Raw genomic sequence first — 19,818 nt, 5'->3', positions numbered from 1 at the left:
AGGACCTTCTCAAATGGTAACACTAAACAACTATTTATAACAGGCTTCTTATGTACAGAGTGATTCCGGCCGTTGTATCCACACAGGGAAAGCGATGAACATGACAACTGAAGCACCTATTATAGAGCTCAAGGATATCTCGTACTTCTACGCCAGCAGCAAGACAAAGGCGCTTGACAGTGTCAGCCTGAAGATCTATCCCGGTGAGAAGATAGCTATCCTCGGGGCGAACGGAGCCGGGAAGTCAACACTGTTCAGGCACCTCAACGGCATACTTAGGCCAAGCTCCGGCCAGATCCTTATCAACGGGCAAGAGATCACGCGCAAGAACATAAAGCAGGTAAGGCAGACAGTGGGGATGGTTTTCCAGAATCCTGACGACCAGATACTGGCCCCTACCGTGGAACAGGATGTTGCCTTCGGGCCAATGAATATGGGGCTTTCCCAGGAGGAAGTTGAAAGAAGGGTTGCTGAAGCCCTTGAACTCGTGCACATGTCCGGCTTTGAGGAACGTTCACCCCATCACCTTAGCGGGGGCCAGAAAAAGCTTGTTGCCATTGCTGGGATACTTGCAATGCGACCCAGGGTAGTCGTACTTGATGAACCTACAGCAGGGCTGGATCCCCTTACGGCCAGCCAGGTGATCAATATGATAGAGGAAATGAACCTGCAGCTGGGAATCACCGTAATACTTTCCACCCATGATGTCGATATAGTGCCTTCTTTCGCTGAGAGGGTATATGTGATCCATGACGGGAGAATAGGCGCAGAAGGAACTCCTGAAGAGATATTCAGCAAATGTGATCTTCTCAGGAATGCACACCTGCGAATGCCCCGAATCGCAGAGGTATTCAGGCTGCTGCAGGAAAGCGGGGTCGATGCAGACATACAGATAACGCCATCCGAGGCCAGAAACGAGATATTGCGTCTGCTCAGGATGCATGCATAATGACAAGGGCAAAAGAATGCAGATAACTCTTACCGACATCGAGAGGGAATCCTATAAGGACAGCCCTGTCCACAACCTGGACGGGCGTGTCAAGATACTTGCTACCGTCGCCATTATAGTCTTTGCAGTAAGCCTTCCCCGGATAGATGACGGTAATTTCACCCGTCTGCTGGTGGTCGAGATATATCTGATACTTCTCATCTTGCTGGCAAGGCTTAATCCTCTGTACATACTCCTCAGGTTCCTTGCAGTATTACCTTTCGGGCTTGCCATGATCCTTGTGCAGCCTTTCATCAGGCAGCCTTTCATTGATACGTTTACACTGTACCCGGTCGCTCTTCCCTTTGGCTTGACGATGACCTATGAAGGGATATATTTCGGCCTTAACCTGCTGGCAAAATATGTGGCCAGCGTGACAGCGATCATACTGCTCTCCTCGACAACTAAAATGAACGACATGGTTGTCTCGGCAAGGCGCCTTGGAGTACCGGGAGAATTCACGCTGCTGCTTACGATGATGGTCAGATACCTCTTTGTGTTCTGGATCGTGCTCAAGCGCATCAGGGTAGCCCAGCAGACACGCCTTTTTGACATCTGGAACAAAAAAACGCCTCGCAGGTGGATACTCGAGCAGGTCGGATATACTATCAGTTCCCTCTTTGTACGCTCATACGAACAGGGTGAAAGGACCTACATCAGCATGCTTTGCAGGGGATATGGCGGCGAGGCTGCCAATATGTATGTGCACAGAAGGAAACTTGACAGCAGGGATATCCTGTTCTCTCTGACAACAGCTGCAATGCTGACAATACTCACGCTGGCATGAGAAAAAAGGGAAAAGTAAAGAAGGCACCCCAGGAACAGGCAGGCTGCCTCCCATATGTATTTAAAATAAGCTGTTCGATTTACTTCTTCTTCATTACTTTACCTAGGGCAAGGCCAATGCCAAGTAAGATCAAAGTGCCGATAACAATGGCTCCTGCCTCTCCTGCCTTACCATGACCCTCAATGGAATAATCAGGCATAGGGGACTCGAACACAGGAGCAAGCTCTTCCAGGGCGCTCATTCGTTCTTCACCCAGCACGCCTTCTGCCGCACTTTCAAGACCGTCAGGATCCGAGGAGGCAAGGAATGGTGCAAGTATGGAGATGAGCAAGGCAATAACTATACCTGCATAAAGGAACCTGGTATTGCGGTTGCCTGAGACAGTTGCGTTCATGCGACATTTCCTCCGTGTTCAGGGTTCAGAAAGGAATTCTCAAGAAGATCGGGCCTTGAGCGCTCTATAGCCGCAATGGCTATGGCTGTAATAAGTCCTTCTCCTACGAAGCCTATTATCAGATGATAGGTCCCCATTGCCGTTATGCCTGCAACAAGAGGGAACAGGCCTGCAAATGTCAACTGTACGGATGCAGCAATGGCCGATATCAGAAGACCGGCCCAGGCCCCTATGAAAGAGGCAGACTTCATTCCCAGCTTCATTTTTCTTAACGCCACGAAAGCATAGTATCCCGTGAAACCTGAAATGACACCCATGTTCAGGATATTGGCGCCCATTGCTGTTATGCCTCCGTCCGCAAAGACGAAACCCTGGACCAGCAGCACCAGTGTCAGTACGAGCACTCCGGCCATTGGGCTTCCGAAGATGATAGCTACAAGCGTTGCGCCGACCATGTGGCCGCTGGTGCCCATGCCTATAGGGATGTTAAGCGCCTGTATGGCAAATATCCCGGCTGCAAGCGCTGCCAGGACCGGTACTTTCATGTCATCCATCTCCCTCCTTGCCCACCTGAACGACAGGTAGATGAAGGGAAGAGCAATGACCCAGTAAATAAGGGCATGACTTAGGGGTAAGAATGAATCAGGTATGTGCATTGTGCCTCTACTCCAATCGATTTAGTGTTGATCTGGTATGGATAGTGATATGAAAAATACTAAATATTGTAACACTCGTGCATACGGCCACAATGGTATATATTTCTTTTGGACTACAATTTTATAGATTCGTAATACTAAAAAGCATTCTGTATTATACATCAATAGCGCAGGATATTGAGTAACTCACACTGTGACTGTCACATTTATCATGTAGAAAGTTATAATTCCGTCCAAAGAAAGAGATCCACAATGGCAAACTTTTCACCAATCACTGCCGCAAAAGCCCTCTGGCAGATGCGGATCAGAAAGAGGCCTTTCGTCCTCTCCCATGCAGTAAATTCTTCATGCAATATGCAATGCAGCTTCTGTGAGTACTGGAAGGAGAAGGGGCCGCAGATGGGACTGGAGGAGATATTCCGGCTTCTGGATGAGGCAAGGGATTTTGGCATCCAGGTCTACAATGCCTGGACTGTTGAGCCGCTATTAAGAAAGGACCTGCCGCAGATATTCGAGCATGCCAAATCCCTCGGCATGACCACATCCATGATAACCAATGGACTCCTGCTGGAAAAAAGAGCTGAGGAGCTTGTCCACCTTGACTATCTTTCCGTATCTGTCGACGGCACTTCCAGTTATAAGGATATACGGGGGATAGATTTTGACAGGATACTTCCCGGCATCATCAGGGCAAGGCAAGTGATGGGCAAGCCGTTGCTTCTGAACTGTGTTATCAGCGGGAAGAACCTTGACGACATCCGGGAGCTCATTGAGCTTGCAAGGGACCATGACCTGAAGATATCCTTTGAACCCATGTACGAATTCGGAGGCATTGCCGGAGACACCTGGGATGAGCTCGGGATAAGGGACATGGATAAATACCGCGCTACCGTGGACAGGATCATCGAAATGAAAGGACAGGGCTATCCCATAATTAACTCCCTGACCTATCTTACCATGGTAAGGGACCTGCGGACGGACTATAAATGCCACGCCAGCGACCTGATACTCTGCGTGGCGGCAGACGGCAGCATAGAGAACTGCCGGGTGCACAGGCAGCCACTGGGCAATATCAGCGAGGGTATTGCCAGTGTGTGGGAAAGGACACGCGAGGAAAGGAGGATTAAGGCAGAAAACTGCGGAAAATGCCTTTTCTTCGGCTACGTGGAGAACAGCCTCCTCTATGACTTCAATCTGGAGGTCATGAGACACTATGACTGGATGTGAACAGGGTATTAATCAAAGACTAATTATATATAATTTGGTCAATAATATAAGATATATCAGTCACAGGTTGATCCCATGATATCTCCACACACCCGCAGTATACTTTCTATAACCTTATTGTTCATCCTTTCGGCTTCAGTGATAACAGCAACAGCAGGCGCAGAGGCCACCATAAGAATATTCCCTGAATCGGCGAGGGTCAGCGAGACCGGGAACTTCTCTGTCGAAGTGTTCATCGAGCCTGGTGCATCGGTCTCAGGTGCCGAGTTCACACTGACGTACGACCCTTCACTGCTGGAGGTCACCCGTGTCTCAGAAGGCTCTTTCCTTAAGCAGAGCGGAGAACAGACCATCTTCTCGTCTGGCATCATTGATAACACCAACGGCACGGTAAGTGGTGTTTACGGGCTCATGCTGGGCAGGGAAAGGATACTCGGAGCAGGTACTTTCGCAAGCATAGAGTTTACAGCTCTGGGAAAGGAAGATATAGCCCTCATAGAACTCAGAGATGTTACGGTTACCAACTCCACAGGTGCAAAACTGCCTGTCTCAGTCACCAGCGGAAAAGCACTCATAGGCAACGTAAAGGAGTCAGACGGGGTAAAGCAGGCAGGTCACCGGCAAATGACATTAGGAATTCTTGCACTGGCGGGATTACTACTGGCAGCAACGAGAAAAATATGATCTATGAGGACTGCGAACATCCCTATGCAGTCTTTCCCGGGAGCCTGACAGAGACCCGGTCGCCATTGTGCAGACCCAATGTCCGTGCTGCACTGCCCTGGTTCACTGCGATCTCGAAGAATCCGTGGCTTCCTACAAGGCAGAGCAGGTCACCGACAGCAGTCTGTCCGTATGTTCGCAGGAAGGGAATATTGTGGCTGTTTATATGCAACGTCGCTCCGGGAGTTACTTTTTTAGATATAAGGTCACGAGGGATATTAGTGACCACATTCCCGAAATCATCAATAAAGATGACCTCTGCCCCTATACAATCGTCCCGCACGAGCACGCCTGAAATATCAAGATCGACATGATCATCGATCCTGCCACCTGCTTCCTTTACATCCATACCTTTTGCGATAAGGGCCCCTATACGCGCAAAGACATCCCTGCCGTGAAAGGTGGATGAGACTGCACCCAGAAGATCCCTGTTGGTGATCTCGAATACCTCCGGAGCACCCAGCTTCCTTGCAGCAGGGACCATGAGACCATTATCAGGACCCACGAAATAATGCCCGCCTGAGTGGATAACGATCGGCCTGCGGGAAGTGCCCACTCCGGGGTCCACAACCGCTACATGCACTGTCCCTGCAGGGAAATACTCGATAACGCTACAGAGCGCAAAGGCGCCTGCACGTATATCTGCATGAGGGACAGAGTGGGTGACATCCACGATATCTGTGCCGGGACAGATACTGAGTATCACAGCCTTGAGCGATGCCGGGTAGAGGGTGCCGAAATCAGTTGTAAGGGTCACTATTGTCATAATAGGTGGATTTACGCGGCACTATAAAACCTGAGTGATGCACAGAAGATACCTCGGAAAGAGAAAGCAACAAAAAAAAATGGTAAGAAAACAAGTAATGCCCGGGGGCATTACTTTAAGAGGTTGTAGCTCTTGTTGACGATCTTGAGCGCGCAGAAGTCACCGCACATTGTGCATGCGTCCTCATCGCCCGGAGCCCTGCTGTCCCTGATGCTCCTTGCGAGTTCCGGGTCGAGTGCAAGCTTGTACTGTGCTTCCCAGTCAAGTTTTGCACGTGCTCTTCCCATCGCAAGGTCTATATCGCGAGCGGTCTCCGGGTACTTGACCATGTCACCGACGTGTGCTGCGATCTTTGAGGTCTTGACACCCTCAACCACGTCCTGGAGGTTTGGAAGTGCAAGGTGTTCTGCCGGTGTTACGTAACAGAGGAAGTCACATCCTGCTGCTGCTGAGGCTGATGCACCGATGGCTGTCACTATGTGGTCCCGGCCTGCACCGATGTCCGATACGAGCGGACCGAGCATGTAGAATGGTTTTCCACCGCTCATTGCCTTCATGAGCTTGACGTTCATTTCTACCTGGTCAAGTGGTACGTGACCTGGTCCTTCGACGATAACCTGAAGGTCGTATTTGTCATGTGCCTTTTGTGCGCACTCGGAGTTGATGATAAGTTCCTGGACCTGTGCCCTGTCGGTTGCATCGTGGACCGCACCTGCGCGCATTCCGTTACCTGTTGAAAGAGTGACTTCATGTTCCTTGAGGATCTCACAGAGATAGTCGAACTGTGCATAAAGCGGATTTTCCTTCTCGTTGTGCAGCATCCATGTGCTCATGAATGCACCGCCACGGGAACACAGACCGCCGTACCTTCCGTGAGCCTTGAGCCTGTCAAGGACTATGTTGTTGATACCTGTGTGAATGGCCATGAAGTTGGTACCGAGTTTTGCCTGCTCCTCGGTTGCATACCAGAGGTCGTCCTCTGTCATGTGGACAATGGAACCGTCCCTCTTTGCTGCTGTGATGAATGCCTGGTAGAGAGGCACCGAGCCTACTGAAAGGGATATTGCATCACACACTTTCTTCCTGATACCAAGGAAGTCGCCGCCGGTACCGAGTTCCATGAGCGTGTCTGCGCCTGCTGCCTCTGCTGCCTTTGCCTTTGCAACTTCCATTTCCTCATCAACGATGTCTGAAGATGCGCCGATGGATGCATTGACCTTGGTCTTTAAGCCTTCACCGATTCCGCAGAGCTTTATATCCCTGTATGGGGTCATAGGGATAACGATCCTGCCTGCTGCAATTCCGCGCCTTATGAACTCAGGGTCCTTTCCTTCGTTCTTGGCTACGATCTTCATCTCTTCTGTGATCTTACCGTTCTTTGCATCTGTTACTATCGTCATGATCTGTTCCTCGCTGTTTGATGTACCCTACAAGAATCATATCATATATAACTCTTTTTAAAAATTTTACTTTAATGCAATTCAAGCTAACTTTATTTTGTAAAACTGCATTAAAATCTGGGGATACCGACTCGTGGAAATAAATATGCCTCGCAATCGTTTAAAGATAGATATTTGTTCCTTATGCTGTGGGCAGGCTTCACTTGTGCAGACACCAACTAAACTTGTTTTGTGTTGGCCGGGCGAATTACTCGTGCAGGAGAATCAGGCAGGCATCCTCCTCCAAAAGTAACGAATCGGAAAGAAAAAGATCATGTGAAAAGGGGTTGAAGAAATAGGAAAGTATAGCTGCGCCAGTTATTCCTTTTTTTCCTGCAGGGAATCAATATCCTCCGCAAGTTTACGGAAGGTGCGCATATTCTCCCTGTGAAGGGAAACGATCAGATCGCTAAGCATCCCGAAAAAGAACATCTGGAAGCCTGCAAGAAGAAGGATGGCAGTCAGTATTGTAAGAGGTATGCGGGTCACGCCCTGCACCCACTGGAGGACCACGAAAAGACCTGTGACAAGACCCGCCAGCATGAATGCCACACCCATGATACCGAAATAGAACATGGGGTTATGCAGTTTCGCCATCCGGTATATGGTCTTGGCTATCCTGGCGCCGTCCTTGAGCGGGTTGAGCTTGGTGTCAGCCTTATGATGCCTTTTGAGATACGATATCGGGACAACCTTTATCCGGTGGTCTTTCTTGATACTGTCGATGGTCATCTCGGACTCTATCTCAAAACCTACCTCCCTCAGCTCAAAAGACTTTACCGCCTTGCGGGTGTAGCCTCTGTAACCTGTCAGGATGTCATCAAGCCATTCGCCGTAAGCAAAACCAAAAAGCTTGTTAAGCACCCTGTTACCAAAATGGTTAAGTTTAGTAAAAGCGCCGGCCTCATAATCCGCAAACCTGTTACCCATAACATGATCGGCAGTGCCGTCCAGGAGAGGTTTCATGATAGTGTGTATATCGCTTGCAAGATAGGTGCCGTCTCCATCCACCATCACAACATACTCACTGTTGATAATAGTAAACGCTTCCTGGATGGCCTGACCTTTACCTTTGCCGTTCTGGACGATGACACGTGCGCCTTCGGCCTCAGCCAGGCGGCGTGTATCGTCAGCACTGTGACCGTCGATGACGAGGATATTATCGAAGCCCTCGGACCTGAAATCCCTTATCAGCTGTCCGATGGTGGCTTCTTCGTTCAGTGTGGGTATCAGGACACACACTTCTTCATTCGACAATGTACTCACACTTGTCCGCTTAGAGGAGACCCATGCTGTCAAGCTGCTGCCTTACGACCTCAACACCCTGCTCACAGTTCTCAGGGGACTTGCCGCCGGTGACCACCAGCTTGCCCGAGCTGAAGATGAGCACTACTACCTTGGGGTCTTCGATGCGGTACACAAGCCCCGGGAACTGCTCGGGCTCATACTCGATGTTCTCAAGACCAAGACCGATAGCTATTGCATTCAGGTTAAGGACTGCCTGCAGGTCTGCTGAAGCGACTATGTTCTGCACGGTTATCTCAGGTTTCTCGATGGTCTTGATGCCGATCGCGTTGAGCTTTTTGGCCATGTTGCCGATAACGGTATGGACATCATCTACATTCTTCGCGCCTGTGCATACCACTTTTCCAGATGTGAACACCAAGAATGCAGCCTTCGGGTCGGAAACCCTGTAAACGAGGCCGGGAAATTTCTGCTTATTGTACTCTGCACCCTCGAATTCGGCCTCGATCTTGGTAAGGTCGAACTCTTCTGCAAGCTTTGTAGACGCTACTACATTTTCGATCTTGATGTTATAATCTGACATGGTATATCCTCGTATTTAAAGCGGAGTTATATTCAGCGATTCAATATATAAACTTATACCCTCTTGTTTATATATCTTTTTAAATAAATGCATTTAACTGATGCATGACCCACCTATGCATAGACAGGACAACATCCTATATAAAGTATTCACCCTTCAAGTTTTTTGAGGCCTCCAAGAACAGAGTCATATTTGCTGCACACACGCTCAATAAGGCTGCCGTCCAGATTCCTGTGTGTCGGGACAAGTATATCGGCTCCCTCACTCACATTGATGCCTCCGCCCGACAGGCCGTAATCAGGAGCTATCACTATACCCTCCGATGATACCCCGAGCCTCAGGTCCTTCACGATACGGGCGACCATCTCGGTTGCGGGCTTGACCTTTTTACTGAAAACAAGGGCCTTTGAAACATACCTTTCCTCAAGGTCCTCTATAAGAACGATACTTTCCCTCACTTTCTCAGGATCGGAAACATTTTCCAGGGCCTTCATGGCTTCTGTCAGGTCGCTGAATGTCGTGGAGCCCACTTCTATGATCTCGCCGTCATAGTACCTGCTGACGCGCTCCCTGTAGCCCCTGGAGACCACAAGCTTGTAGATATCGGCAAGCTCCTCCAGTTCCTCTTCCGTGGGATCGTAGGCATTGATGACCCGGTATTCACGGATGCCGCACATCTCCATAAGGGACTCGTACATGGGAGTGACTCCTACGAACCTGCGCCCAAGCCATTTGTTGAGACCGCTCTGTCCGCTCTGCTGTCTGGAAAGCTCCACGATCTTCTTTTTGATAAGCTCAGGGTCATTGGACTCAAGCCCGAAATAATCCGCAAACAGGGGAGCCGTTTTCAGCAATTTGGTCCTGCCGTGGGGAACTGCCTCGATGAGCCCTCTCTCCTTAAGCTCACGTATGTGATCGTAAGCGGAGTTACCCCGCTGGTCTATCAGGTCCGACTGGACAATAGGCTGGTGATACGCTATCATGGAAAGGGTGCGCAGCATCGGGGCGCTCAACTCCTTGGGCGCGAATGGACGCACTATATCCGTGTAGGCCGGTTTTACCTGCATCACGTAGCGTTCTCCAATATCGAGTATCTCGATACCACTTTCGCGTGCCGCATAATCATCGATCAGGCTCCTGACTATTGGAACGACCTGCTTTTTGGGCTTGTTGATCAGTCTTGCCAGTGTTGCAGCATCAATAGCCGAACCGGCAGCAAAAAGAGCCGCCTCGATTGCTTCCCTGTCACTCATTCTTGCAGTGCACCTCTTTATACTGCCTCAGTGCCTCCACTGAAAGGATACACGTACAGCTCGCCAAAGAGTTCCCTCTGCGTAAGCCATATCTTCTTCTCGGTTGCAAGAAAAAGCAGGGACACATAGGTCATTATGTTCTCGGATCGGTCCTCGCCCAGGAGATCGGAGAGCTTCACGAACTCCTGGCTCTCAAGCTCATGTCTGAGCTTCTCCCCGAGGCTTTTGACACGTCCCAGGATGTCCTCTTCGTGGGCGATACCCAGCACCTCATCAGTGGTTACGGCAGAGCGTTCCTCAAGTCTCCTGCGGATGCTGCGGTCTTTCCTTCGGGTCTCCACCTTTTCAGCTTTCTGAAGCTCAAGTATAAGCTCCTGTAGGGTTACCGGGCGTGCTGCCTGGCGGCGGATGGGAAGTTTTGGCACGGGATAATCATCCACATCATAGAAGTCAAGGTCATCCCCTAAATCTTCGAACCCATAGTCCTCCTGTTCCTCCTGGATAATACCTGTGGACTTCATCCTCAGGAGAATAGAGGCATACAGCAGTGTCCTGCCCGAGATGCGCAGGTCCATCATCTGCATTTGCTCTATACGCTCGAGGAATATGTCAGTCACATTAACTATATCGATATCCCAAGGATTGATATCCCCGTTCTTAGCAAGATTGACCAGTATCTCCACAGGCTCGCTGAGCACATCCTCCGAGAACTCTATCCGGGAACTGTCAACGCCCAGTCCCCTGAGAGTTTCCATAAATTCAGGGTCTATGAATCCCGGCAGGACAGACTCCATCGGCTGAATTGTATCCAGAGGGATACCTATATCCGGATCTATATCCTCAATAAGTTCGCTCAACGCAATTTCACCCCTGTGATGCTTGTAATATTGTTTTCCTGCATGGCCACTCCTATTGTCCTTTCGGCAGCCTCTATCATGGGTTTCCTCAGGGAGACCACAATGAATTGGGCATTTTCCACGGCCTTTTTGACACGCTGGGCAACTTTTCCTGCATTGGAACCGTCAAGGAACATGTCTATTTCATCGAATGCATAGAACGGGGCAGGACGGTACTGCTGGATAGCGAACACGAATGCCAGGGCAGTGAGACTCTTTTCTCCTCCGGACATAGCCTCCAGGCGCTGCAGGGTCTTCTCCCGGGGTTGCGCCTTCAGAGTGAGCCCGCCGGAGAAGGGGTCATCGTAACTATCAAGGACAAGCTCCCCTGAACCATCGGAAAGCTCGTTGAATATCTCCTTGAAAGGTCCGTTGATCCCGTGGAATGTCGTCATGAAAGTATCTTTCTTAAGCTGCTCATACTGCTGGATCCTTTCAAGTATCTGCTCCCTTTCCCGGGAAAGGGTGTCACGCCTTGTGACAAGCTCGTTGAGCCGCAGTTCCACCTCATCGTACTCGTCAATGGCCCTCATGTTGACCGGCTCAAGCCTCTCCATGGCCTTTTCTATGGAAGCTATCCTTGTACGCACGGTCTCGTAATTGGGAACTTCATCGGTATCCTCGATACCACGCCTCTGCAGCTCCTCACCCAGCTCGCCCACCTGCTCATCCAGGGCAATTTTCGTGGCTTCCAGTGCCATTTTGTGACGCTGGGCCTCATCATATTTGGACCTGGTCGCATCCAGCTGCTTCCTAGCAGCTATGTGCTCCTCGTGGAGGTTGGCACGCTGCTGCTGCAGTTCCTTCAGCTTTCCGGCAAGCTCTTCTTCACGCTGCTTTTTCTCAAGTAGGGACTTCTCGAGCTCCTCTATCTGGTCCTTAAGCTCCTTTACACGCTGCTTATGGGAGGATTTCTTCTCCTCCATTGTCCTGATAAGCTCCCTGTTCTCTTCCATTTTGGAGTTGGAATAGTCCCTGTCGAGTTTAAGCGCATTTATATCGGATTCAATATCACGTACCCTGTTGTCAAGGCGCCTGATCTCCTCATCCAGCTGCTCTGCCTGGCGGTTAAGTTCAGGAACCTGGGAGCCGGCAAGCTTTTCTTCAAGCACGGCGATATCCCTTTCCAGTGATTCCACAGCCAGGCCCTTCTCCTCCTTGTCAGAGACTATCCTTTCCATTTCCTCCCTGAGCTGCTTACGGGATTCTTCAATAGCCGCAAGTTCGGCATTCTTGGATTCGATAAGCTGGGTGAGGCGCTCACCCCTTCCTGCTATCTCTTCGATGTGCATCTCCTTCTTGGATATCTCCTTGTCATGTTCGTTGATCTCACGGTTGACCTGGGAGATGTGCCCTTCGATCTGGTCCAGTTTCTTGATAGCAGTACTGCGCCTTGAATCGAACTCAGTTATCTTCTCGGCAAGTTTCACAAGCTTATCCTTCTCAGAAGCCGCGAACGAAAGACCGGAGCGCTGCTGCTTGGAGCCTCCAACCATTGCGCCGCTCTTCTCCACCATGTCGCCTTCCAGGGTCACCATCCTCAGGCCACCCATCAGGCGGCGGGCATTGGTCAGTGTGTCGACGATCAGAGTGTCCCTGAAAACGTACCAGAAGGCAGACTCGAACTTAGGGTCAAAATCAATGAGATCTATGGCATAACCAACAACACCCTGCCTGTCGGAGAGGTCCTTATAGGGCCTGCGCTGCTCCATCTTGTTCAGGGGAAGGAATGTTGCCCTGCCGCCCTGCCTCTGCTTGAGATAATCAATGGCTCTTGCAGCGTCCTCATCGTTCTCAACGACCACGGCCTGCATCTTGCCGCCTGCGGCTATCTCAAGGGCGGCGGAGTACTTCTGGTCCACGCTTCCAAGCTCTGCGATGGTGCCATATATCCCCGGAAGTCCATGGTGCTTCTTCTCATTCATCACCATCTCAACAGCCTTTGAGTAGCTGCTATGGTCTTCGGCACCCCTGACACGCACCTCGATGCGGGCGTAGTCCTTCTCGTAGTTGCGCAGCTCGGCCTCAAGGTCCTTTATCACGGACTGTATCTGGGCGCGGTTGCGCTCAAGATCGTCAATGTCCCTCGTGAGGGAGTCGATCTTCTCGTTGAGCTTGTCAATATCATACTGTACCGAAAGGGTGTCACTTTCGGAGGACTGCGATTTCGATCTTGCGTCCTCGATCTCACTTTCGATATCACGCACTTCAGCGGATTTCCTTCTGAGGGAGTCCAGCAGGCGGTCCTCACTGCGCATCAGCTCGTTCTTCCCGTTTTTCGCTGTTTCCAGCTGCGATCTTAGAGTGGAGATCTCATCCCGTGTCTGTGCGAACTTGGCATCCACATCCGCGATCTTGCTCTGGAGTATCATCCGCTGGGTCCTGCGCTCGGACATCTCGGCCTGGATAGTGTCCTTACGTTCGGATTCCTCTGATATCTTAGAGTCCAGCGTCTGAAGCTTGCCTTTGAGCTCATCGATCTCCACAAAGGTCTTCCTTCGCCTGGCTTCGATGTCCTCCACTTCGTTGTCTGCAAGCTCGATGCTGTCCCTGCAGCGGGACATCTCTCCCCTTATCCCTTCGATCTCCTTCTTAATCTGGATCTGCTCGTCCTCACCTGTCTTCTGGATGGAGGAGGTCAGCTCGTCCAGGGCTTTTTCAAGCTCTTCCACCTTGCTTTGCCTCTCTGCAAGCGCAGCGGATAGATTTTCAAGCACGCCTTCCTTGGCTTCGATATCAGCAGTGACCGAACTAAGCTCAGTTCTTGCATCCTTGAGCTTGGCAAGGAGAACGAAACCTTCGAACTTCATCTTCTCTGCCTTGAGGGACTGGTATTTGAGTGCCTGATCGCGCTCCTCCTTGAGCTTACCAAGCTGCTGGCCGACCTCCTCTATGATGATATCAACACGCTCAACCCTTTCACGCACGATCTCAAGCTCGTTCAGGGCCCTTTCCTTCTTGCTGTCGAACTCAGCAACACCCGCGATCTCATCAATGACCTTGCGCCTTTCCACCGGCGTCATATTGATAATACGGGTGACGTCACCCTGCATCACGACATTGTAGCCTTCGGGAGTAACCCCGGCCTTTGCCAGCTGGGTATGGATATCTGTGAGGCTCACAGCCTTGCCGTTAAAATAGAAATAGCTATAGTAGCCCGTATCTGTCTCGCGTATCTTCCTAGTGATAGAGATCTCATCACTTGCCACAGGCATCTTATGGTCAGAATTATCGAACTTGATAGTGACCTGGGCAAAATCCGGTTTTTTTGCACTGTCGCCGTTGTATATAAGATCCGTCAGCTTCTCGGCCCTCATTGTGCGTGAGCTTGAGAGTCCCAGCACAAAGAGGATGCCATCTATTATATTGGATTTACCACTGCCGTTTGGCCCTGATATGGTGGTAAAACCTTCGTAGAAAGGGATCCTGACCTTTTTTCCGAAGGACTTGAAGTTTATGAACTCAATTTCCTTAATATGCACGTGATTCCCCTTTCTTTACAAAGGACTATTTCCTGCGGGTAATGGTTACCACTGCATCTTCGTTGTCACGTGATTCGACAGTTTCGTATTCCGTCTCAGCCTGCCTGCGCTTTGCAGCATTCTCATCCTCAGCAACTATATAGTCACATGAATTACGCTGTGGAGCACGGGTCTTGCGGAGCTGCCGCTCATCATCAGTCTCTGCGACTATGTACTCTGAATGGGGCTCCGGCCTTTGAGGAGGCAGGGGTTCAGCCTGGGGAGCCACTTCCCTGATATTCAGGCGTACATTTCCCGGCCTTGCAGCAGCATTACGGGAATCGTTCCGGGCCTGCTCTGTTGACCGGACCGAGACATTGGCCCTGTTAGCCGGAACTGCGGGCTGGGGAGGAACGAACTGTCTTGTCGGTGCTGTGATTATAGGAGCACTTGGAGGAGGGCTTACCCTTGGGGGAGCCGCTACCGGCTCCGGTTCAGGCCTGTATAGCTTCGGTTCCGTACGATCGGCAATTTTCTCTGCTGGCCTCTCCACGATCTTCTCCACGGGCGCTGGTGACTTGACCTCTTCTTTCCTCTGCCTGGGCATCGAGAGCTCACTCAGGGACCGGATCATTGACTTCTGGTCGAGCAGTTCATCCATTACGCCGTTGAGGTTACTGGTCAGCGCCTGGATCTTGTGCTCAAGGCTGACAATGCGGTTATTGATATCGAAATCACTCTTAAGGTCACTGCGTATCTCCCGGAGGATAGAATCACGCAATGTGCTCTTGATGTCCTCGAGTTCCGCTTCCTTTTCCTTCAACTGGCGTTCAAGCCGCTCAATGATAAAGTCTCTGTTCTCATTCATGCAAAGCCTCGCAGATCCATTCGGTCCCTCAGGTGTTTCAAAAATACTGATATATTATATGGACAATAGTATAATATAACTTATGGTTGCTTTTTTAATATAGATGGTTAATAAGCCTTTCCTTATCACTCAAATTATTTTGCTGTGATTGACGAGCTGTTAGTCACCGGGTCCTTCTCTACAGTGAAAACATGATCTGCGGAGTCTATCAGAGATTCATCATGTGAGACCACAAGGATCTGTCCAACGCCTATATCGCGCATCATGTCTATCAGCTTGATGAGCTGGTTCACATGCCCCCTGTCAAGGAAAACCGTAGGCTCGTCCATGATAAGCGGGGGAAGCCCCGCCTGCCTGCCTGCAACACCCAGGGAGAGCAGGCGATAAATTGCACATCTCAGTACCAGATTGAACAGGGCCCTCTCTCCTCCGCTGAGAAGCCGGGGCTCAAGGGAGGTCCCGTCCTTCTCGAAGACCGTCAGATTATAATCCGCATCAAGCCTGACATGCGAGTAGGCATTGTTAGTGTACATGAATGCGAATATCTCATTGATGAAAGTATCCAGGGCCCCTATGTTATTGGAACGTAACTGGGAACGGATGCGCATGTACATCGCCTCGAGCTCCTCGGCATCTGCATAGATGGCATTCAGATATTCCACCCTGTTGTTCAGCCGGCCAAGGGTCGCCTTTTGTTCCTCAAGCCGCCTGAGCTCATTTTCAAGCATCCCGGCTTGCTTTGACACGCTTTCCCTTTCCTTGTGCAGCCTTTCGATCTCAGAGCTTATGACCCCGAACGCTTCTTCGTAGTCCCTCAGGAGGGACTGGAGCTTATCGATATCGAAACCCCCGCTCCTGGAATCGATCTCCCTGAGTGACTCCTGCTTCTCAGCTATCTGGGAATCAAAGATAGAGATCATTTCCCTCAGGCCGGAGATCCTCTCCTCCGTCTGGGAGATGTCAGCTCTTATCCTGTCGCTTTCCAGAAGGTCCATACGAACCTTGCGGGCAGCCTCGATGAGTTTCATTGACGTAGCATGCTCTTTTTCACTTGCCTCAAGTTCCTGCTTAAGCACCTGTATACGGCCCTGTAGTCCCCCGGAGGATTCCTCAATAAGAGACCTTCGGGAAGACAGATCCTCTTTCCTCTTATCGTAGTCAGCTATCATGGACCTGTATTCTGTGCCCACTTTCTCAAGACCTTTAATAGTGTCTTCCAGAGATTTGATCTCCCTGCCGGCTGTTTCCATATCGTTCCGGTAGGTTCGGGCCTCCCTGACACGGCCCAGCTTGGAGTCCAGGCTTTCCTGCTTCTTCTTCAGTGCAGCCATCTCTGCCTGAAGCTCTTTTGCTTTTTGTGAATCCGCAGCTGTGGATTCTTCAATGCATGAGCCTTTAAGGTCCTGCATGCATGTGGGACACTTGCCTTTGCTCAGGAGATCCCCGGACCTTTTCATACGCTCCTGTATCTCAGACAGCTTTACCGTGAGCTCTTTCTCCTTGCCGTGGAGATTCTTTTGCTGGTCTGTGACAAGGTCGAAGATCTCCTCAATATTATCCAGTTTTTCCACTGTCAATCCCAGGGGCTCAAGATTTGCTATAACAGAGGATCTCTTCTCTTCAAGCTGCACGATCCTGGCGCGTGCTGCCTCTGCTTCTGACTGCAGGCCTGCTAATTTTTCCTTTCCCTGTGAGACCGACCTCTCAAGTTCTCCAAGCTGCTTCCTGTTCTCTGCCAGGGATTCGGCAAGATTGGACTGTTCCTTCTCAAGGACTGCCCTGTTCTTGCTGATACCGCTCATGCGGTCCCTCAGAGAGCGCTCGCCGGACTCTATACCCGAGAGGATGACCTCCAGATCACCATCTTCAAAGCCATGACCTGAACGTGTTTCCCGTATCCTGTCCAGTATCCCTTCCCGGGCGTTCCTTGCGGAGATAATACTCTTCTCAGCAGACCCTATCTGCAGGTAGGCGCGATCCTTCTTCTCGGCAAGTTCCTTTACCTGGGACTGGACAGAAGTTTTCCTTGCTGCCAGTTCCCTGAACTCCGCTATCTTCTTTAAGGTCTCCTCCTTCAATGAGAGCGCACGATCTCTCTTCTCATTGAGCGAGAATATCTCCCTCTCGAGGTTCCCGGAAAGGGTCCGCAACTCTGCAAGCCTCTCTGCAGGGTTTGAATCCTCTATGGCCCTGACAGCTGCATCCACCTCCCTGATACGGCGCTCAGTATCTTTCTGGTGGCGCCCGACCCCTATGCGTGCACTTGACGCCCTCTCCCTGTACTCCTCCAGTTTTCCAAGCTGCAGCAGGTCATCTATCATCTTCTGCCTGTCCTTCGGCTTGGAGTTTATCAGTACGTCGATCTCACCCTGTCTGATGTAAACGCAGTTCCTGTACGCTTCTTCGTCCATGCTGAGCAGGGAGCGGATAGCATCATAGGTGCGGGTAGGCTGGTCGAAAAGGATCTCCGAGTCCCTCCTGAGAATAGCACCGGTGTTTGAAGCGCGCCCTTTCTCGGGATCGTTCCTGAAGAACTGCTCCACTGAATAGTCATGGCCGTTCTGCTCGAACTCAAGAGTAATGGAAGCTTTTGTAGCGCCTTTGCGGATGATATCCGATATTACAAAGTCCTTGTCCAGCGTCTTGCTTCCGAAAAGGCAGGTAAAGCAGGCCTCCAGGAGGCTGGACTTACCACTCCCATTGACCCCGGAGACTACAGTAACGCCGTCCTGGAAGGAGAGATCAAGCTCCTTATAGCTCCTGATATTCTCTATCTTCAGTCGTTTTATCCTCATAGGTAGTCACCAAGGTTATACTGCCGTGGTCCGGAGGCGGTCTTATGTTTCTTATCTTCAGGCATCTCCGGTCCTTTTTCCGGAACAGGCTCCGGGGTACTCTTGAGGGGATCACTTTCCGGAATGTCACTCTCCCTGGCCGGATAGTCCTGGTTATTGTTCCCGATAAGGGTCAGCTGCTGCTGGCTGCCTGTTGGGGCCGCGTGCTCTGAAGCCGCCCCTTTGACGCCTGCAGATCCACTTGCATCCGGGAACTGCCTTTCAGCTTCATTCCCTGTAACCCCTGCTGCAGCTTCCGGTGCCGGTTCTTGTTGTTCCCTGACTGGCACCGCATAAAGGTCATCTGCCCTGACAGGTTCGATGATCCCTTCTGCAGCAGCCGCAGTTTCTTCCGGGGATCCGGGGGTCAGGGCTTCCTCATACCCATCCTCCTGCAGTGCCGGCCTTTTAGGGACATCCACCTTGTCCGTGAAATCCATCCCCTCGAGCAGTTCGCCAAGCCGGTCTTCCACTTCAGTGTCTACCCTGCTCTTTACCACCACAGGGTCCCGGATTATCTCATCCAGCATCAGGCCACCCCGGGTCAGGTGCATCCCCCTTAGCTCCTTTTTGACAGCCTCATCGGGGTCCGTAAAACAGAAAGATAACGAAGGGTCTTCTACGGAAATATCGCCTGTCCTCAGGTCCCTTATGCCAGGTACCAGGGCCTTGCGTGAGAGCAGGAATTCCTCTATCTCACTGAACTTCACCTTTATTTCAGGATCCCCAGAGATATTCACGAACACTACCTTATCCTCCACATCACGCTCCTTGATGGCGGAGAATATTTCCTCGTAAGCTTCAGATCCCTTGCTGAGGCTGACAGGTATGAACACAAAATCCCTGGTAGGTATCATCCTTTTACTTATCTCGATACCCTCACTGCCTGCTGTGACGATATTATAGGAGCGGGGCTCAAGCTCGGAGATGCCGTTGCGCTCCGTACTGCCGCAATATGTCACCCAGGTCTCACTCAGGAGGATTATCTCATGCTTATGGTTATCGCCAAGAAGCACGGCATCGACTTTGAACGGAAGAGAGTTCAGGACTTCCTGCACATCCCATTCCCCGAAAGCAAAGGGCTTCATCATCTGGTGCATGACAAGCAGCCTGTGCTCGGCAGAAGCAGCATTATTCATAGTATTATCAGAATGGAATACAGAATAGTCAAACATAGGAATGCGAGACTTGGGGACGTGGTCTATCCCATATACAGCCACATTACCCAGCGTGTAAGGAGTGATGCCAAGACGTATGACAAGTCCCATGCTCTCGTAGAGATCGAGCCACTGCGTACTCTGCTTGCTCTCGTGATTGCCCACCACCGCGAGTAAAGGTATCCGTGCATCCTTCAGCCGGGAGAACAGTTTCATTGTCTCCAGTATGTCATCCAGGGTCGGGTTCCTGGAATCGAAAAGATCGCCCGCATGAATTACAGCATCGACCTTCATTGCAACAGCATCATCTATGACCTTTGCAAATGCATCGAGAAAATCCTGCCTGCGCACTTCACTGTGGTACTGGCGGTAACCTAAATGAGTATCCCCTGTGTGGATTATCCTTATTTCATCCATCGTGGCATATGATATGCACTCCCCGTTTTTAAGATTGCCTGTTAAAAGCATCGTCCTGCCTTCGGAAGAGGATATCGGGCTCAAGGAGAACATACAAATAACAGGAATATTATAATATTCTCCA

The 19,818-nt window shown here is 50.7% G+C and carries 16 protein-coding genes; 4 read left to right on the top strand and 12 right to left on the bottom strand.

From position 1 onward, the window contains the following. The first annotated feature begins 94 nt into the window (after nt 1-94). Both PV02_RS00700 and cbiQ read left to right on the top strand, forming a co-directional pair. Nucleotides 95-949, top strand: a complete 855-nt coding sequence (locus PV02_RS00700; protein WP_256621402.1) for an energy-coupling factor ABC transporter ATP-binding protein — start codon at nt 95-97, stop codon at nt 947-949. A gap of 16 nt (nt 950-965) precedes the next feature. After that, entirely contained in the window at nt 966-1,775 is an 810-nt protein-coding gene (gene cbiQ / locus PV02_RS00695; protein WP_256621401.1) for a cobalt ECF transporter T component CbiQ, read from the top strand. A gap of 79 nt (nt 1,776-1,854) precedes the next feature. Here the strand turns inward: cbiQ and PV02_RS00690 are convergent, their stop codons facing one another. Next, nucleotides 1,855-2,169, bottom strand: a complete 315-nt coding sequence (locus tag PV02_RS00690) for a PDGLE domain-containing protein (RefSeq protein WP_256621400.1) — start codon at nt 2,167-2,169, stop codon at nt 1,855-1,857. Next, on the bottom strand, nt 2,166-2,825 hold the full coding sequence (gene cbiM, locus PV02_RS00685; protein WP_256621399.1) for a cobalt transporter CbiM: 660 nt from the start codon (nt 2,823-2,825) through the stop codon (nt 2,166-2,168). Before cbiM ends, PV02_RS00690 begins: the two co-directional genes overlap by 4 nt. A 252-nt stretch (nt 2,826-3,077) precedes the next feature. Between cbiM and PV02_RS00680 the strand changes: the two genes are divergently transcribed. Further along, entirely contained in the window at nt 3,078-4,052 is a 975-nt protein-coding gene (locus PV02_RS00680; RefSeq protein ID WP_256621398.1) for a radical SAM protein, read from the top strand. Between the two features lie 138 nt (nt 4,053-4,190). After that, on the top strand, nt 4,191-4,736 hold the full coding sequence (locus PV02_RS00675; RefSeq protein ID WP_256621397.1) for a cohesin domain-containing protein: 546 nt from the start codon (nt 4,191-4,193) through the stop codon (nt 4,734-4,736). A gap of 22 nt (nt 4,737-4,758) precedes the next feature. On the opposite strand, the gene PV02_RS00670 is transcribed toward PV02_RS00675, so the two are convergent. From PV02_RS00670 to PV02_RS00625, 10 genes are all read right to left on the bottom strand, one after another. Next, nucleotides 4,759-5,541: an SAM hydrolase/SAM-dependent halogenase family protein gene (locus PV02_RS00670; RefSeq protein WP_256621396.1), complete on the bottom strand. Its 783-nt coding sequence runs from the start codon at nt 5,539-5,541 to the stop codon at nt 4,759-4,761. A gap of 110 nt (nt 5,542-5,651) precedes the next feature. Beyond that, nucleotides 5,652-6,941 carry a phosphomethylpyrimidine synthase ThiC gene (gene thiC / locus PV02_RS00665; RefSeq protein ID WP_256621394.1) on the bottom strand — a complete coding sequence of 430 codons (1,290 nt, stop codon included), beginning with the start codon at nt 6,939-6,941 and terminating at the stop codon, nt 5,652-5,654. A 357-nt stretch (nt 6,942-7,298) separates the two neighbouring features. Next, a complete protein-coding gene (gene aglJ, locus PV02_RS00660; protein ID WP_256621393.1) occupies nt 7,299-8,237 on the bottom strand; it encodes an S-layer glycoprotein N-glycosyltransferase AglJ in 939 nt (312 codons plus the stop codon). Between the two features lie 19 nt (nt 8,238-8,256). After that, nucleotides 8,257-8,808, bottom strand: coding sequence for a TATA-box-binding protein (locus tag PV02_RS00655; protein ID WP_256621392.1), 552 nt, complete (start codon nt 8,806-8,808; stop codon nt 8,257-8,259). A 149-nt stretch (nt 8,809-8,957) separates the two neighbouring features. Next, complete coding sequence (gene scpB / locus PV02_RS00650; RefSeq protein WP_256621391.1) at nt 8,958-10,061, bottom strand: SMC-Scp complex subunit ScpB; 1,104 nt, start codon at nt 10,059-10,061, stop codon at nt 8,958-8,960. Between the two features lie 17 nt (nt 10,062-10,078). After that, nucleotides 10,079-10,918 carry a segregation and condensation protein A gene (locus PV02_RS00645; protein ID WP_256621390.1) on the bottom strand — a complete coding sequence of 280 codons (840 nt, stop codon included), beginning with the start codon at nt 10,916-10,918 and terminating at the stop codon, nt 10,079-10,081. Next, entirely contained in the window at nt 10,915-14,439 is a 3,525-nt protein-coding gene (smc, locus tag PV02_RS00640) for a chromosome segregation protein SMC (protein WP_256621389.1), read from the bottom strand. The genes PV02_RS00645 and smc overlap by 4 nt, the downstream gene beginning before the upstream one ends. 25 nt (nt 14,440-14,464) lie before the next feature. Then, the gene (locus PV02_RS00635; protein WP_256621388.1) at nt 14,465-15,286 is read right to left on the bottom strand and encodes a hypothetical protein; all 822 of its coding nucleotides are present in this window, start codon (nt 15,284-15,286) and stop codon (nt 14,465-14,467) included. 134 nt (nt 15,287-15,420) lie between these two features. Then, on the bottom strand, nt 15,421-18,081 hold the full coding sequence (locus PV02_RS00630; protein ID WP_256621387.1) for an AAA family ATPase: 2,661 nt from the start codon (nt 18,079-18,081) through the stop codon (nt 15,421-15,423). Next, entirely contained in the window at nt 18,078-19,778 is a 1,701-nt protein-coding gene (locus PV02_RS00625) for a metallophosphoesterase (protein ID WP_256621386.1), read from the bottom strand. The genes PV02_RS00630 and PV02_RS00625 overlap by 4 nt, the downstream gene beginning before the upstream one ends. Between the last annotated feature and the right edge of the window lie 40 nt (nt 19,779-19,818).

This window comes from Methanolobus chelungpuianus (assembly GCF_024500045.1).
GTDB classification, from domain to species: Archaea; Halobacteriota; Methanosarcinia; order Methanosarcinales; family Methanosarcinaceae; genus Methanolobus; species Methanolobus chelungpuianus.
This window is presented reverse-complemented; position numbering and strand designations above follow the sequence as displayed.

What these genes read in the sequence shown, in the direction of transcription:
- PV02_RS00700 (WP_256621402.1), top strand. Translation starts at nt 95, where the DNA reads ATGAACATGACAACTGAAGCACCTATTATAGAGCTCAAGGATATCTCG.
- cbiQ (WP_256621401.1), top strand. Translation starts at nt 966, where the DNA reads ATGCAGATAACTCTTACCGACATCGAGAGGGAATCCTATAAGGACAGC.
- PV02_RS00690 (WP_256621400.1), bottom strand. Translation starts at nt 2,169, where the DNA reads ATGAACGCAACTGTCTCAGGCAACCGCAATACCAGGTTCCTTTATGCA.
- cbiM (WP_256621399.1), bottom strand. Translation starts at nt 2,825, where the DNA reads ATGCACATACCTGATTCATTCTTACCCCTAAGTCATGCCCTTATTTAC.
- PV02_RS00680 (WP_256621398.1), top strand. Translation starts at nt 3,078, where the DNA reads ATGGCAAACTTTTCACCAATCACTGCCGCAAAAGCCCTCTGGCAGATG.
- PV02_RS00670 (WP_256621396.1), bottom strand. Translation starts at nt 5,541, where the DNA reads ATGACAATAGTGACCCTTACAACTGATTTCGGCACCCTCTACCCGGCA.
- thiC (WP_256621394.1), bottom strand. Translation starts at nt 6,941, where the DNA reads ATGACGATAGTAACAGATGCAAAGAACGGTAAGATCACAGAAGAGATG.
- PV02_RS00655 (WP_256621392.1), bottom strand. Translation starts at nt 8,808, where the DNA reads ATGTCAGATTATAACATCAAGATCGAAAATGTAGTAGCGTCTACAAAG.
- scpB (WP_256621391.1), bottom strand. Translation starts at nt 10,061, where the DNA reads ATGAGTGACAGGGAAGCAATCGAGGCGGCTCTTTTTGCTGCCGGTTCG.
- PV02_RS00635 (WP_256621388.1), bottom strand. Translation starts at nt 15,286, where the DNA reads ATGAATGAGAACAGAGACTTTATCATTGAGCGGCTTGAACGCCAGTTG.
- PV02_RS00630 (WP_256621387.1), bottom strand. Translation starts at nt 18,081, where the DNA reads ATGAGGATAAAACGACTGAAGATAGAGAATATCAGGAGCTATAAGGAG.